General features: G+C 73.1%; 14 protein-coding genes. 7 read left to right on the forward strand and 7 right to left on the reverse strand.

From position 1 onward, the window contains the following. Positions 1-314 precede the first annotated feature (314 nt). Positions 315-1349 (reverse strand): SGNH/GDSL hydrolase family protein, encoded by a 1035-nt coding sequence (locus tag ABZ823_RS17150; protein ID WP_361660173.1) that lies wholly within the window; start codon positions 1347-1349, stop codon positions 315-317. 177 nt (positions 1350-1526) lie between these two features. Between ABZ823_RS17150 and ABZ823_RS17155 the strand changes: the two genes are divergently transcribed. Further along, a complete protein-coding gene (locus ABZ823_RS17155; protein WP_361660176.1) occupies positions 1527-2915 on the forward strand; it encodes a cystathionine beta-synthase in 1389 nt (462 codons plus the stop codon). 362 nt (positions 2916-3277) lie between these two features. Here ABZ823_RS17155 and ABZ823_RS17160 read toward each other — a convergent pair whose 3' ends face one another. After that, entirely contained in the window at positions 3278-3703 is a 426-nt protein-coding gene (locus tag ABZ823_RS17160) for a hypothetical protein (protein WP_361660345.1), read from the reverse strand. A gap of 399 nt (positions 3704-4102) precedes the next feature. Here ABZ823_RS17160 and ABZ823_RS17165 point away from each other — a divergent pair, with 399 nt between their 5' ends. Together ABZ823_RS17165 and ABZ823_RS17170 are read left to right on the forward strand one after the other, a co-directional pair. Then, positions 4103-4945 (forward strand): MurR/RpiR family transcriptional regulator, encoded by an 843-nt coding sequence (locus tag ABZ823_RS17165; protein WP_361660178.1) that lies wholly within the window; start codon positions 4103-4105, stop codon positions 4943-4945. 122 nt (positions 4946-5067) lie between these two features. After that, on the forward strand, positions 5068-5652 hold the full coding sequence (locus ABZ823_RS17170) for a hypothetical protein (RefSeq protein WP_361660181.1): 585 nt from the start codon (positions 5068-5070) through the stop codon (positions 5650-5652). 30 nt (positions 5653-5682) lie between these two features. Here ABZ823_RS17170 and ABZ823_RS17175 read toward each other — a convergent pair whose 3' ends face one another. The 5 genes from ABZ823_RS17175 to ABZ823_RS17195 all read right to left on the reverse strand — a co-directional run bounded on the left by ABZ823_RS17175 (position 5683) and on the right by ABZ823_RS17195 (position 9605). Further along, positions 5683-6057: a hypothetical protein gene (locus ABZ823_RS17175; protein ID WP_361660183.1), complete on the reverse strand. Its 375-nt coding sequence runs from the start codon at positions 6055-6057 to the stop codon at positions 5683-5685. Positions 6058-6074: 17 nt separating this feature from the next. Next, the gene (locus tag ABZ823_RS17180) at positions 6075-6590 is read right to left on the reverse strand and encodes a roadblock/LC7 domain-containing protein (RefSeq protein ID WP_361660186.1); all 516 of its coding nucleotides are present in this window, start codon (positions 6588-6590) and stop codon (positions 6075-6077) included. A 40-nt stretch (positions 6591-6630) separates the two neighbouring features. Continuing rightward, complete coding sequence (locus ABZ823_RS17185) at positions 6631-7587, reverse strand: transcriptional regulator (protein ID WP_361660189.1); 957 nt, start codon at positions 7585-7587, stop codon at positions 6631-6633. Beyond that, entirely contained in the window at positions 7584-7982 is a 399-nt protein-coding gene (locus ABZ823_RS17190) for a hypothetical protein (RefSeq protein WP_361660192.1), read from the reverse strand. Before ABZ823_RS17190 ends, ABZ823_RS17185 begins: the two co-directional genes overlap by 4 nt. A 234-nt stretch (positions 7983-8216) precedes the next feature. Then, positions 8217-9605, reverse strand: coding sequence for a diaminopimelate decarboxylase (locus ABZ823_RS17195; protein ID WP_361660195.1), 1389 nt, complete (start codon positions 9603-9605; stop codon positions 8217-8219). 223 nt (positions 9606-9828) lie between these two features. Here ABZ823_RS17195 and hutU point away from each other — a divergent pair, with 223 nt between their 5' ends. The 4 genes from hutU to hutI all read left to right on the forward strand — a co-directional run bounded on the left by hutU (position 9829) and on the right by hutI (position 15312). After that, complete coding sequence (gene hutU, locus ABZ823_RS17200; protein WP_361660198.1) at positions 9829-11493, forward strand: urocanate hydratase; 1665 nt, start codon at positions 9829-9831, stop codon at positions 11491-11493. Between the two features lie 68 nt (positions 11494-11561). Further along, complete coding sequence (locus ABZ823_RS17205; protein ID WP_361660347.1) at positions 11562-12770, forward strand: allantoate amidohydrolase; 1209 nt, start codon at positions 11562-11564, stop codon at positions 12768-12770. Next, positions 12767-14101 carry a formimidoylglutamate deiminase gene (locus tag ABZ823_RS17210; RefSeq protein ID WP_361660201.1) on the forward strand — a complete coding sequence of 445 codons (1335 nt, stop codon included), beginning with the start codon at positions 12767-12769 and terminating at the stop codon, positions 14099-14101. The genes ABZ823_RS17205 and ABZ823_RS17210 overlap by 4 nt, the downstream gene beginning before the upstream one ends. A gap of 35 nt (positions 14102-14136) precedes the next feature. After that, positions 14137-15312: an imidazolonepropionase gene (gene hutI / locus ABZ823_RS17215; protein WP_361660204.1), complete on the forward strand. Its 1176-nt coding sequence runs from the start codon at positions 14137-14139 to the stop codon at positions 15310-15312. The last annotated feature ends 1 nt before the right edge of the window (position 15313 follow it).

A 15313-nucleotide genomic window follows, 5' to 3' on the forward strand; every position in this document is an offset into this window, starting at 1 on the left:
CGAGCGCGGCGGTGTGACTCGGACCGCACTTTTCTAAGCGCTTGCTTTTTTCGTCGCTGGGTGGCGGGCCCGGCTGGTGGCCCCCGGGTGGCGGGCGGCGGGCCCGGCTGGTGGCCCCCCGGGCGGCGGGCGGCGGGCGGGGAGGGCCCCGCGAGCCTGGAGCGAGGCGCGGTCCGTTGTGCGTTTCGTGTTCGGTGGGCGGGCCAGAGGGCCCGGACCGGCTCGCGCCTCGGGGCGCCGGGCGGGCCGGGCCCGGCCCGCCCCGCTCGTGGTCCGTAGCGGGGCGAGGTGCGGGGACGGGCGCCGTGGCCGGGTCAGGCCGTTGGTTCCGGTTCGGGGGCCGGGGTCGCCTCCGGCGTGGGCAGGCGCCGGCGGCGGCGCCGCTTGAGGAGGGCCCAGGGGCCCCGGGGGCCCGTCGGCATGGCGGCCGTGACCTCGGTGCCTGCCTCCGAGGCCGCCTCCGCCGCGGCGCGGGCCACCGGCAGGAAGCCCTCCCGGCGGGACGCGTCCGGGCGCTCCTCCTCCGCCGGCCACAGGCCCAGGGCCGCGCAGACCGTCGGCAGGACCGCCATCGCCGCCGTGGCGTAGCCCTCCACCGAGGGGTGGTAGTTGTCGGGGCCGAAGAGTTCGCGCGGGTTCGCCGCGAACTCGGGGCCCAGCAGGTCGCCCAGCGACACCGTACGGCCGCCCTGTTCGACGACGCCGATCGTCTGCGCCGCGGCCAGCTGGCGGGAGGCCCGGCGGGCCAGCCAGCGCAGCGGCTGCTGCACGGGCTCGATGGTCCCGAGGTCGGGGCAGGTGCCGACCACGACCTCCGCACCCGCCGTGCGCAGCCGGCGCACGGCGGCCGACAGGTGGCGCACCGAGCGCGTCGGCGGCATGCGGTGCGTCACATCGTTCGCGCCGACCATGATCACGCAGATGTCGGGGACCCGGTCCGGATCCTCCAGGGCCAGCGTCACCTGGCGGTCGAGGTCGTCGGACTGCGCACCGGGGAGGGCCACCACCCGCAGCTCCACCGGGTGTTCCGCCACCGCCGCGAGTCCCGAGGCCAGCAGGGCGCCCGGCGTCTGGCGGAAGCGGCGCACGCCCTGCCCCGCGGCCGTGGAGTCACCGAGCATCATCAGCCTCAGCGGCGGTCCGTCGACACCGGGGTACCCCCGTCCGTACAGGCCGTCCGCGCTCGGCGGGTCGGGGCTGTGCCCGTTGCCCACATGACGCTTGGCCAACTGGACCTCGGCGATCAGCAGCCCGACGGCGGCCGCCCCGACCAGGCCGATTCCGCCGCCGCCGTACGCCGCGCCCGCCGCGATACGCCGGGCCACCCTCGCCCTCGACATGCTCGACATGCGTCGCCGCCACCTCCTCGTAGCCGTACATCCACTGCTTGCCCCGTACGCACCGTCGTCCAATCTCAACGGCGCGTGAATGCCAGGACCTCCGCGGTTGCGGACCGTCCTGGTACGGGAGCGCTTACGCTGGCGGAACCATCACGACCATTTCTTTTGCAGCAACCGGAGACAACGGTGCAATTCCACGACTCGATGATCAGCCTGGTCGGCAACACCCCGCTGGTCCGGCTCAACCGGGTGACCGCCGGGATCCAGGCGACCGTCCTCGCGAAGGTCGAGTACTTCAACCCCGGCGGTTCCGTGAAGGACCGGATCGCCCTGCGCATGATCGAGGCGGCCGAGCAGAGCGGCGAGCTCAAGCCCGGCGGCACGATCGTCGAGCCGACCAGCGGCAACACGGGCGTCGGACTCGCGATCGTGGCCCAGCAGAAGGGCTACAAGTGCATCTTCGTGTGCCCCGACAAGGTCTCCACCGACAAGATCAACGTCCTGCGCGCGTACGGCGCCGAAGTGGTGGTGTGCCCGACGGCGGTGGCCCCGGAGCACCCGGACTCGTATTACAACGTCTCCGACCGGCTCGTCCGGGAGACCCCCGGAGCCTGGAAGCCGGACCAGTACTCCAACCCCAACAACCCTCTTTCGCACTATCACTCGACCGGTCCCGAGCTGTGGGAGCAGACGGAGGGGAAGATCACTCATTTCGTCGCGGGCGTCGGCACGGGCGGGACGATCTCCGGCACCGGCCGCTACCTGAAGGACGCCAGCGACGGCCGGGTCAAGGTCATCGGCGCCGACCCCGAGGGCTCGGTGTACTCGGGGGGCTCCGGGCGGCCGTATCTCGTCGAGGGCGTCGGTGAGGACTTCTGGCCGTCCGCCTACGACCGGACCGTCGCCGACGAGATCGTCGCCGTGTCCGACAAGGACTCCTTCCAGATGACCCGGCGGCTGGCGAAGGAGGAGGGCCTGCTGGTCGGCGGCTCCTGCGGGATGGCGGTCGTGGCGGCGCTGAAGGTTGCCGAGCGGCTGGGGCCGGACGACGTCGTGGTGGTGCTGCTGCCGGACAGCGGGCGCGGCTACCTCAGCAAGATCTTCAACGACGAGTGGATGGCCGACTACGGCTTCCTGGAGGACGCGGGCCCGAGCGCCCGCGTCGCGGACGTGCTGAGCGACAAGGACGGCGGCATCCCCTCCCTCGTCCACATGCACCCCGACGAGACGGTGGGCCAGGCCATCGAGGTGCTGCGGGAGTACGGCGTCTCGCAGATGCCCATCGTGAAGCCGGGCGCCGGCCACCCCGACGTCATGGCGGCGGAGGTCGTGGGGTCCGTCGTCGAGCGGGAACTGCTGGACGCGCTGTTCACCAAGCGCGCCTCGCTGGACGACCCGCTGGAGAAGCACATGTCCGCGCCGCTGCCGCAGGTCGGCTCCGGTGAGCCGGTCGCCGACCTGATGTCCGTGCTGGGTACCGCCGACGCGGCGATCGTCCTCGTCGAGGGCAAGCCGACCGGTGTGGTCAGCCGGCAGGACCTGCTGGCCTTCCTGGCCAAGGGCGGAAAGCAGTAGCGAACATCCGGTGAACCGGGCGTGTCGGCGGCGAACGTGCGGTGACGCGCGAGGGCGGGGCTTCTCGGAAGTGGTACGAGCGCGTCACGTCCGCGCAGCACCCGCTTAACACGCGTCCGGCACATTAGTGGATGTCGGCAGGGCGGGAGCGGCTCCCCGCCCCGGCCGGCGGCGAAACGGCGCCAAGGACCTCCGGAGCGGCTCCCGGACCTCCATGGACGCCACGGACGCGCAAGCCCGGTCCTGACCCGGCCCGCGTCCCTCGCGGGGACCGCCGTCGTCCCGCCCCCCGGCAACGGGGGTTGCGGCGGTCCCCGCGCACATCTTCTCCGGCTCTTTCCGGATCGGCTTGCCCGCCGCCGTCAGCCCTCCCAGTCGGGGTCTTTCGAGGGCCGGTGGCGTCGGCCGAAGAGGCCGGGAGTGGTGCGGGCGGCCTGGACGGCGTTGACCCCCACGATGCCCACCCAGGTGATCAGCAGGCCGGGCAGGCGGCCGGCACTGCCGCCGATCGCCGAGAGCGGTATCGCCAGCACCAGCGAGACGATGCCGAAGCCGAAGCGCTCGCCCCAGGAGTCCGTCGCCCGTGGGGACCGCGCGTCGCGCGCCGCCACCATCTGCTGCTCCGCCAGTTGCCTCCGCAACCGGCGGTCGACCGCGCCGTCGATGCGCTGGTCGACCTTCTCCAGGAACGATTCGACCAGTGCCGACTCGTACTCCTCGCCCAGCTCCCTGCGCGCCTGCAAGGTGGCGTCGAGCTCCTTCTTGAGGTCGGTGCCCCGCGCGTCCATTCCGCTCATGCGAACCACGTTAGGGAGCCGGGGAGCCCGCGGCACTGGGGAAATCCCCCCTCTTCGGGGTGGGGATCGCCGCGCCCACCGGAGGCAGGGAGCGCGGCGCATCTGCACGGTAGGTGCGCGAATGGTCACCCCCCGTGCCGGTTCGATGACGCCTTGGCCGATCCCTCGTCGGATCGTCGACGCCCCGATACCGTGGCGTGATCGTCGGTCGGTGTATCCGTTCCCGCACTCCGTGGCGCGCGCCGCGCGGGCGGCGGACGCTCCCGCTCGCATGCCCGCTTGCATATCGCCATGCAGGTTTCTTGGTGTTTGAATAGGTGGGCGCGAGCCGGAACAGGGGCCCCGGACGTGAAACGCCGCACGCGAACATCTCTGGAGGGGGAGCACGTGATGAGCGTGACCGACAGTCCTGCGGCACGGCTGCAGGCGCTCTTCGAAGGGCACCGGCTCACGCCGACCCAGCGGCGCATCGCGCACAGCATGGTGCGGCGCGCCGCCGACGTGCCCTTCCTGTCGAGCGTGGAGCTGGCGGAACTCGCCGGGGTCAGCCAGCCGTCGGTCACCCGGTTCGCGGTCGCCCTCGGCTTCGACGGCTACCCGGCGCTGCGCAAGCACCTGCGCGAGGTCGCGCCCGCGGAACAGACGACGGAACCGGGCGCGTACAACGAGTACCAGCAGGCGGTCGAGGCGGAGATCGAGAACCTGAAGCACCTGGCCGACGTGCTGGCCGACCCCCGGCCCGTGCAGAAGGCCGGACGGATCCTCGCCGCCTCGCGTCCGCTGCCCGTGCTGGGCCTGCGGGCCGCGGCCTCCCAGGCGTACGGCTTCGCCTACTTCGCCGCCAAGGTCCACCCGGACGTACGGCTGCTCCACGAGGGCGGCACGATCCTGAACGACCGCATCGACGCGGCCGTACGGGCCGGTGCGAGCGCCCTGCTGTGCTTCGCGCTGCCCCGGCATCCGCGCGAGGTCGTGGACGCCCTCGGCTACGCCCGGCAGGCGGGTCTGACGGTGGTCACCGTCGCCGACTCGGCGTTCGCGCCGGTGGCCAGGGCCTCGGACCTGCTGCTGCCGGCCGCCGTCGGCACGGGGCTCGCCTTCGACACGGCCTGCGCGCCGATGCTGCTCGGCCGGGTCCTGCTCGAGGCGATGTGCGACGACCTGCCGGACGCCCAGGCGCGCCTTGAGGAGTTCGACGCCCGGGCGGCGGCCCGGGGGCTGTTCGTGGAGTAGCCCGGACCATCCCGGGGCCCCCGTCCGCGCGGTGCCGGTCGGGTTTTTTCAGACTCGTCTCACGTTCGCTCGCTAGCCTGCCGCCGCCAAGGCGCTGAACAGGGTGAGACGGGAGGCTGAAGGTGGCGCGCGGAGGTCAGGGACTGGCACGGGTGGCCGTCGTCGTACGGGCCGGTGCCGCACCGCTGTGGTGGCTCGGGGTGTTCGCGGCCGGTATCGGGGTTCTGGTGCCGGGAGTGACGGGACGCCGGATCGGCGTGATGGCCGGGGCCGCACTGTTCGTCCTCGCCACGGCCGTGGTCGCCTACGCGCGCCGCAAGCGGTACGCGGCTCTCGCCGGTGGCGCCGCCCGTGCAGGCAAGTACGACGTGCTCCAGGACCGCGCGGTCACCGTCCGCAACTGGCGGCGAGGGCACCGCTGGTGGCTGCTCGCCGCCTTCGTCGCCGCGCTCGCCGGCTCCGTCGCGGTGCCCGCCGCCGGGGGGATGCTGCTCGCCGGGACGGGCGCCGGACTGTGGTGGAAGGCCGCCTGGCTCGGCCGTCGCGAGCGTGCCGGCGAGGCACTGCTGTGGGTGCGCGTCGACTGGCTCGGCCGCCGCGGCGGCGCCCCCGCGGGCAAGCCGGTCAAGGGCTACCGCAGCACCGGCATCGCGGCCGGCGACGCGGCCCCGGGCGGGGCGCGCCGCCGTACCGCGGAGCTGGTGTAGCGCGGGCCGCGGGCGGGCGGGCCGGACGGGTCAGACCTCCAGGTCCTCCTCGATCCTTCTCAGCTGGTGACGGGCCATCGCCAGGTTGGCGCGCTTGGCGTCGAGGACCAGGTAGAGGAACAGGCCGTTGCCGCCGCGGCCGGTGAGCAGCCGGATCAGGTGGTACTGGTCGGTCAGCGTGATCAGGATGTCCTCGATCTGCCCCTTGAGGCCGAGGTGCTCCATGGTGCGCAGCTTGGCCCGTACGACATCGGTGTTGCCGGCGGCCGCGACCGTGAGGTCGAAGCTCTTGCTGCCGCCCATCGTGCCCAGCGCCATGCCGGTGGTGTAGTCGACGAGGGCGACTCCGGTCGCGCCCTCGATGGAGGCGAGTGCCTCTTTCAGCGCGGTTTCGGTGTTGGCCATGTTCGGAGTGTGTCCTTTCAACTTTCCGTGGTGGTACGCGCGTTCGCGGCCGAACGTGGTCTCGCGGGGGTGCGCGCGGTGCGGGTCCGCAAGGGTGCGGACCTGGCGGTGGTCTCGGTGGGGGTCCGGGTGGTGCGGGACTGCGGCGGCGCGGCCCGCTGGGCGGCCTCGTCGATCAGCTCGCCGATACGGCTGCCGGCGCGTCGGCCCTCCAGATGCAGCCGGCCGACGTTGACGCGGTCTTCCGCCAGCAGGGTCAGGACGGCGCCGCGGCCCGCCGCGTACGTGGCGACGTAACCGTGGACGCCGCGGACGAGCAGTTCGCGGAAGTCGCCCTGCCCCGTCGCGTCCGCCAGCCGTATGGCGACGCCCAGCGCGGCGGCGGTGAGCGCGGCGACGCCCTCCGGTTCGACGCCCGCCGTGTCCTCGGCGAGGACCAGGCCGTCGACGCTGGCGGCGAGGGCGCCGGTCAGCTGGGGGATACGGGTTCTCAGGCGCCGGAGTTCGTCGAGGACCTCGGGCTCCGCGTCCATCAGGGGTCTCCTCTCGGCGGGGCGTTGGCGTTCGAGCCGGTCAAAGGGCCTCCAGCGCATCCCTCAGCCTCTTCAGCAGCGTGATGTGGGGATCGGCGAAAGGCGGCAACGGGTCCTGGTGTGCGGGTCTTGCGCGCTCGTCCGCGGATGACGGCGTCCGCGACGCCGGGCCCACGTCCGAGTCCGATCCCGGGGCCGCGCCGGAGGCGGGGTCCGGAGCCGGGGCCGGGGCCGGGACCGGCCCCCAAGCCGGAACCGGGCCGGGGGCCGGAACCGGGCTCGGGGCCGGACGGGCCGTGACGGCGCCCGCCGCCGCCAGACGCCGTACGTCGACCAGCGTGTGGAACGCCGGGCGGCCCAGCGCGCGGGAGATGTCCGCCGCCGTGCGCACCCCGTCGATCCGGTCGAGCACCTCCGCCTGGCGGGGCGTGACGGCCGGGCCCACCTGGCGGTCGGTGCGCACGAGAGGGGCCTCGTCCGTGGCGGGGTCGGGCCAGATGCGGCGCAGCAGCTCGCGGCGGCGCAGCGTCTCGCGTTCCACTCCGGCCACCGGTACCGGGTGCACGGCGCCCAGCCAGTGCGCCTCGCCGTACCGGAAGCGGGCGGGGGCGCTGCTCGGGCCCAGGACGAAGTAGGCCGCGTCGTACAGCGCCCCCAGATGGCACAGCTCCAGGGCGCCCTCACTGATGCGGCCGCTGTCGACCAGGAACCGCCCCACCCGCCGTCGCGTGCCCGCCTCGGCGACCGCCTCCCGCCAGCAGTCCTCGTCGAGCGCGCCGTGCGCGATGAGCAGGGCGTCGAGGCCTGGGGTCGCGGGGCTCTCGGCGTACACCACCTGGCCGTCGACCAGGTGGAGCAGGCCGCCCTCGCGCATCAGCACTCCGGTGGCGCGTTCGGCGGCGAGCCTGCCGAGCATGGGGGACAGGCCGCCGCTCGGGATCTGTGTGCGCTGCCGCACGGGCAGCGGGGGCGGCACAGGAGTCGCGACCATCCTCATCCCAGCACCAGCCGCCCGGCCATCTCGCCGAGCCGGATGCGGGCGAGTGCGAGGTTCCCTTCCGCGCGGGCCAGCCACAGATGCAGGAAGACGCTGCTGTCGAACGTCGTCGGGACGAACCGCAGCAGGTGGTAGCTGTCCCGGTTGGCGATGATCAAGTCCTCGACCGGGCAGGCGTCGTCGGACCAGTCGGCGTCCTCCTCCGGGGCGAACGCGCGGTGTTCGGCGGCCAGCCGGGCCAGCTCCGCGGCCTCCGCCGCGGTCGTCTCGTGATCACCGCCGGGCGCGTCCCCGACCGTGCCCAGCGCGAGCCCGCTGGTCCAGTCGACCACGGCGGCGCCCCGGGCACCGGGCAGTCGCATGGCTTCCAACAGGCACTCGTCGATTCCGGGCACCGTGGCTCCCCTCCCGCCTCGGGTACGGCTGAGTGACCCAGAGGCTACGCAACGTGTGCGGGAGGGGTGAGGCTTCTGGCATTTTCCAGTGGAACATGACCGGAATCACTAGGGTGGGTCAACTGACCTTGTTCGCAAGAGCGTTGGGGTGAACGGGGGTCCCTTCGCCGACCTGCGGGTATGCGGGCGGTGCGCTTCGGAGGGACCGGCGCCCCGGGAGGGTGCCCGGCCCTCTCAGAGCTCCGTCAGTGCGCCTGCGCGCTCCCCGCCGGACTCGGACACGATCTCGCGGACGGTCTGCGGCTCCCGTACGACCGCGAACCTGATGCCTCCGCCCTCGCCCGGCGCGTAGCCGTACACCCCCGGGCGGGCCAGGGAGTTGTACGCGTAGTGCTGTGCGAAGTAGTACGCCCCGGTGTCCAGGGCCGCCGCGTGGTCGCCCGGCTCCAGCAGCGGCAGCGCGTGCGCCTGGGCCAGCAGGTCGCCCGCGAAGCAGGCCGGCCCGGCCACGTCCTGCACCACGGAGGGCCCCTCCTTCGGGCGCCCCTTGGCGTCGTACGCCGCGATGCGCAGCGGCCACGACCCCGGCGCGTACACCGTCCGGGTCGCGACCTGCACGCCCGCATGCGTGATCGCCACGGCCCGGCCGCCCGCCCGCTTGGTGTACTCCACCCGCGCCACCACGGTGCCGTGCTTGGCCAGTAGTGACCGGCCGAACTCCGTGACCAGCCCGTACCGCCCGTCGAACAGCCCCGGCACCGCCTCGGCGAGCAGTCGTGCGTACTGCGCGTACGTCGGTGTAGTCGTGTCCGACGTGAAGTTGACCGGCAGTCCGCCGCCGATGTCGATGGTGTCGATCTGGTGGCGGCCGATCCGCCGGTTGATCTCCTCGGCGAGCGCATGGCTCTCCGCGATGCCCCGTGCCATCAGCGACAACGAGACCCCCTGCGAGCCGGAGTGCGCGTGCAGCCGGGTCAGCCAGGGCCGGTCGGCATAGGCGCGGATGAGCCACTCGCGCGCCCCCTCGTCCCGCAGCGCCACCCCGAACTTGGAGGTCGCGGTCGCGGTGGACAGCGCGTCGATCACACCGGCGCCGACCTGCGGGTTCACCCGAATCCCGAGCGGGGAGGACGTCTTCGCCTCCCGTACCAGGGCGTCGATCCGGTGCAGCTCCTGCGGGTTGTCCGCGTTCACGGCGATGCCCAGGGCCAGCGCCTCCCGCAGCTCCGCCGTCGTCTTGGCGGGTGAGTCCAGTACCGTCCGCTCCGGTTCCACTCCGGCCGCGCGGGCCAGCGCCAGCTCCCCGGGGCTCGCCACCTCCGCGCCGATGCCCGCCTCCCGCAGCAGCCTCAGCACCGGGACGAGCGGGGTCGCCTTCACCGCGAAGGAGTGCAGCACCGGGGTGCCGGGCGCGACCACCGCGTCGAAGGCCGCCCGCAGCGCGGCCGCCGAGTCCCGGATGCCGACGACGTCCAGCAGGCCGACCAGGGGCGCGTCCGTGCCCAGCAGCCCCTGCTCGACGGCGCTGCGCACGGCCTCGTCCCGGCGCGCCACCCGCTCGGCGTCGTCGATGCGCCCGTCCCCGATCCGGTGGTCGTCGTGTTCCGTCCCGCTGTTCCTCATGTTCACCGCGTCCCCCGTCCCGCCGCGCCTCATGTCGACCGCACCCCCCGTTCCCCCGTGCCGCGCATCGCGGCCCTGTCTCCAGCCAAACATCCCGGCGGCCGCGGTGCTGGCGCAAGAACGTATTGACTAGCTCTATTCATGACGCGAGGATGTGAATAACCGCTGCAACAGTCCCCACGCGCCCCCCGGCCGCGTGCGGCCGTCCACCAGGAGGCAGACCATGTCAGGACCCCGCCCCGTCCGAGCGCCCCGCGGCACGGAACCGAGCGCCCTGGGATGGCAGCAGGAGGCCGCCCTGCGGATGCTGCAGAACAACCTCGACCCCGAGGTCGCCGAGCACCCCGACAAGCTGGTCGTCTACGGCGGCACCGGCAAGGCCGCGCGCGACTGGCGCTCCTTCGACGCGATGGTCCGCACGCTGAAGACCCTGAAGCAGGACGAGACCATGCTCGTCCAGTCCGGCCGTCCCGTCGGCGTGATGCAGACCCACGAGTGGGCGCCCCGCGTCCTCATCGCCAACTCCAACCTCGTCGGCGACTGGGCCAACTGGGAGGAGTTCCGCCGTCTGGAGGCCCTCGGCCTGACCATGTACGGGCAGATGACCGCCGGCTCGTGGATCTACATCGGCACCCAGGGCATCCTCCAGGGCACCTACGAGACCTTCGCGGCCGTCGCCGCCAAGAAGTTCGGCGGCTCGCTGGCCGGAACCATCACCCTCACGGCCGGGCTCGGCGGCATGGGCGGCGCCCAGCCGCTCGCCGTGACGATGAACGACGGCGTCGCCCTCTGTATCGACTGCGATCCGCGCGCCATCGAGCGCCGTATCGAGCACCGGTACCTGGACGTGCGGGCCGACTCCCTGGAGCATGCCCTCCAGCTCGCCGTCGAGGCGCGCGACCAGCGCAAGCCGTTGTCCATCGGCGTACTCGGCAACGCCGCCGAACTCGTCCCGCAGCTGCTCGCCATGGGCGCCCCCATCGACATCGTCACCGACCAGACCTCGGCCCACGACCCGCTGTCCTACCTGCCGACCGGCGTCGCCTTCGAGGACATGGCCTCCTACGCGGCGAAGGACCCGGCCGGGTTCACCACCCGCGCCCGTGAGTCGATGGCCCGGCACGTCGAGGCGATGGTCGGCTTCATGGACGCCGGCGCGGAGGTCTTCGACTACGGCAACTCCATTCGCGGTGAGGCGCAACTGGCCGGATACGAGCGGGCGTTCGCCTTCCCTGGCTTTGTGCCCGCCTACATCCGGCCGCTGTTCTGCGAGGGCAAGGGCCCCTTCCGGTGGGCGGCGCTGTCCGGCGACCCGGCCGACATCGCGAAGACGGACCGGGCGATCCTGGACCTGTTCCCAGAGAACGAGTCCCTCGCGCGCTGGATCAAGTTGGCCGGCGAGCGCGTCCACTTCCAGGGTCTGCCCGCCCGTATCTGCTGGCTCGGCTACGGCGAGCGGGACAAGGCCGGGGAGCGGTTCAACGACATGGTGGCGAGCGGGGAACTGGCCGCGCCGATCGTCATCGGCCGCGACCACCTCGACTGCGGGTCCGTCGCCTCGCCGTACCGCGAGACGGAGGCGATGCTCGACGGCTCCGACGCGATCGCGGACTGGCCGCTGCTCAACGCCATGGTCAACGTGGCCTCCGGCGCGTCCTGGGTGTCCATCCACCACGGCGGCGGGGTCGGCATGGGCCGGTCCATCCACGCCGGGCAGGTGACGGTGGCCGACGGCACCGAGCTCGCCGGCGAGAAGATCCGCCGCGTGCTCACCAACGACCCGGGCATGGGTGTCATCCGGCATGTCGACGCCGGGTACGACATCGCGGAGTCCGTGGCCGGCGAGCGGGGTGTGCGCGTTCCGATGCATGAAGGTGACGACGCGTGACGCACGGTGAAGGCGGACGGGACGGGGGCGGCGCCCCCCGGCCCGCGCCCGGCGGCTCCTTCCACGAGATGTGGCGTGAGTTGCAACCCATCGGCCGGCACCCCGGCTCCGGCGGTTACCGCCGCTTCGCCTGGACCGGTGCCGATGCCGAGTGCCGTGCCTGGTTCGAGGAGCAGGCCCGGGCCCGGGGACTCCTCCACGAGGTGGACCGCAACGGCAACCAGTGGGCCTGGTTCGGGGACCCGGCCGCCGGGGACGCCGTTGTGACCGGGTCGCATCTGGACTCCGTGCCCGACGGCGGCGCCTTCGACGGACCCCTCGGGGTCGTGTCCTCCTTCGCCGCGTTCGACGAACTGCGCGCGCGGGGCGTTCCGTTCGACAAGCCCTTCGCCGTCGTCAACTTCGGGGACGAGGAGGGCGCCCGGTTCGGGCTCGCCTGCGTCGGATCGCGGCTGACCGCCGGGCACCTGACCGTGGAGCAGGCCCGCCGGCTCACCGACGGCGACGGGGTCACGCTGCCTCAGGCCATGGAGGCCGCCGGCTACGACCCCGACGCCATCGGGCCCGACCCCGAACGTCTCGGCCGCATCGGCGCGTTCGTCGAACTGCACGTCGAGCAGGGGCGGGCCCTGGACCTGAGCGGTGACCGCGTGGGCGTCGCCAGCGCGATCTGGCCGCACGGACGCTGGCGGTTCGACTTCCGGGGCGAGGCCAACCACGCCGGGACGACCCGGCTCGTCGACCGCCGCGACCCCATGCTGTCGTTCGCCGAGACCGTCCTGGCCGCCCGCCGGGAAGCCGAACTCGCCGGAGCCGTCGCCACCTTCGGCAAGATCGCCGTGGAGCCGAACGGCGTCAACGCGATCCCCTCCCTCGTCCGCGGATGGCTCGACTCCCGGGCCGCCGATCAGAAGGGCCTCGACGCCGTGGTCGGCGGCATCGAGAAGACGGCCCGTGAGTACGCGGAGGCCCACGGCATCGAACTCGACGTGGTCCGTGAGTCCTTCACGCCCGTCGTCGAGTTCGACCACGCCCTGCGCGACGAGCTCGTCCGTATCCTCGGCAAGGACCGGGAGCCGGAGCTGACCGTCCCCGTCCTGGGTACCGGGGCCGGACACGACGCCGGAATCCTCTCCGGGAGCATCCCGACCGCCATGCTGTTCGTGCGCAACCCCACGGGCGTCTCCCACTCCCCGGCCGAGTACGCCGCCGAGGACGACTGCCTGGCCGGGGTGACCGCACTCGCCGACGTACTGGAAGGGCTGGTTCGCAGGTGACGCAGACGTACTGGCTGGAACACGCCTGGCTCGACCCCGTCGTCGAGCGGGGCGTCGCCCTGGAGGTCGCCGACGGCCGCATCACCTCGGTCCGCACGGGCACCGGCACCCCGCCGCCCGGCGCCGAGATCCTGCGCGGGCTCACCCTGCCCGGGCTCGCCAACGCCCACTCGCACGCCTTCCACCGCGCCCTGCGCGCCACGGTCCAGGTGGGCTCCGGCACCTTCTGGACCTGGCGGGAGGTCATGTACTCCTTCGCCGACCGGCTGACTCCCCAGACCTACCACGCGCTCGCCCGCGCCGTGTACGCGGAGATGGCGCTGGCCGGGGTCACCGCCGTCGGCGAGTTCCACTACGTCCACCACGCCCCGGACGGCACCCCGTACGCCGACCCCAACGCCATGGGCGAGGCCCTCATCGACGCCGCCGCCGAGGCCGGCATCCGCATCACCCTCCTCGACACCGCCTATCTCTCCTCCGGCTTCGGACAGCCGCCCAACGCCCATCAGCTCCGCTTCTCCGACGGCACCGCCGAGGCCTGGGCCGAACGCTGTTCACTTCTCAAGGAACGGGATCACGCCCGGATCGGTGCGGCCATCCACTCCGTACGAGCCGTGCCCGCCGCGCAGCTGGCGACGGTGGCGCGCTGGGCCGAGGAGCGGCGGGCCCCGCTGCATGTCCACCTGTCCGAGCAGACGGCGGAGAACAACGCCTGCCGGGAGGCCCACGGCCGCACCCCGGCCCAGCTCCTCGCCGACCACGGCGTCCTCGGGCCCCGCACCACCGGCGTCCACAACACCCACCTCACCGACGAGGACATCCGGCTGATCGGCTCCACCTCCACCGGCACCTGTATGTGCCCGACCACCGAGCGGGACCTCGCGGACGGCATCGGCCCGGCCAGGACCCTTCAGGTGGCAGGCTCCCCGCTCTCCCTGGGCTCCGACAGCCACGCCGTCATCGACCTGTTCGAGGAGGCGCGCGCCATGGAGCTGAACGAGCGGCTGCGCACCCGCACCCGCGGCCACTGGACGGCGGCGGCGCTGCTGCGGGCCGCCTCCGCCGACGGGCACGCCGCGCTCGGCTGGCAGGGCGCGGGAGTCCTGGAGGCGGGAGCGGCCGCCGACTTCACGACGATCGCGCTCGACTCGGTCAGGACCGCGGGGCCGCTGCCGCGGCTGGGCGCCGAGACGGCCGTATTCGCCGCGACGGCAGCGGATGTGCGCCATACGGTCGTGGGCGGCCGGCACGTCGTCCGCGACGGGGCGCACACACGCATACCGGATGTGCCGCGGGCGCTGGCGGACGCCGTCGAAGCCCTGCGCGCCTGACGCCCACCACCGGCCCGGCCACCCACGAGGAACCCATGAGCAGCAGCACGGTCATCACCAACATCGCCAGCCTGGTCACCAATGACCCCTCCTTCGGTGACGCGTCCCCCCTCGGACTGGTCCGGGACGCGGCCGTCGTCGTCGACGGCGACCGCGTCGCGTGGATCGGTGAGTCAAGCAAAGCACCCGCCACTGACAACCGGGTCGACGCCGGTGGCAGGGCGGTGATCCCGGGCTTCGTGGACTCCCACTCGCACCTGGTCTTCGCGGGCGACCGCACCGAGGAGTTCAACGCCCGCATGTCGGGCCGCGGCTACTCGGCGGGCGGCATCCGCACGACGGTCGCGGCGACCCGGGCCGCCTCGGACGCGGAGCTGGAGGCCGGCCTCGTGCGCTACCTCGCCGAGGCCCTTCGCCAGGGCACCACCACCCTCGAGACGAAGTCCGGCTACGGCCTCACCGTGGAGGACGAGGCACGCGCCGTGCGCATCGCGTCCGCGCACACGGACGAGGTCACCTACCTCGGCGCCCACATCGTCTCCCCGGACAACGCGGACGACCCCGCCGCGTACGTGGCCCTGGTCACCGGTGAGATGCTCGACGCCTGCGCCCCGTACGCCCGGTGGATCGACGTCTTCTGCGAGAAGGGCGCCTTCGACGGCGACCAGGCCCGCGCGATCCTCACCGCGGGCAAGGAGAAGGGCCTGCACCCGCGCATCCACGCCAACCAGCTGTCGTACGGCCCCGGTGTGCAGCTCGCCGTGGAACTCGACGCGGCCAGCGCCGACCACTGCACCCACCTGACGGACGCTGACGTGGACGCGCTCGCGAACAGCCGTACGGTCGCCACGCTTCTGCCGGGCGCCGAGTTCTCCACCCGCGCGAAGTGGCCCGACGCCCGCCGGCTGCTCGACGCGGGCGTCACCGTGGCCCTGTCCACGGACTGCAACCCGGGTTCGTCCTTCACGTCCTCCGTGCCGTTCTGCGTCGCGCTGGCCGTTCGGGACATGGGGATGACGCCGGACGAGGCCGTCTGGTCGGCCACGGCGGGCGGAGCGCGCGCCCTGCGGCGCACGGACATCGGCCGCCTCACCCCGGGCACGTACGCGGACCTGGTCCTCCTCGACGCCCCGAGCCATGTCCACCTGGCCTACCGGCCGGGCGTGCCGCTCGTCACCGACGTGTGGCGGCGGGGCGTCCGGGTGGTCTGAC

The sequence above is a fragment of the Streptomyces sp. NPDC047079 genome, assembly GCF_040643755.1.
Taxonomy (GTDB): Bacteria; Actinomycetota; Actinomycetes; order Streptomycetales; family Streptomycetaceae; genus Streptomyces.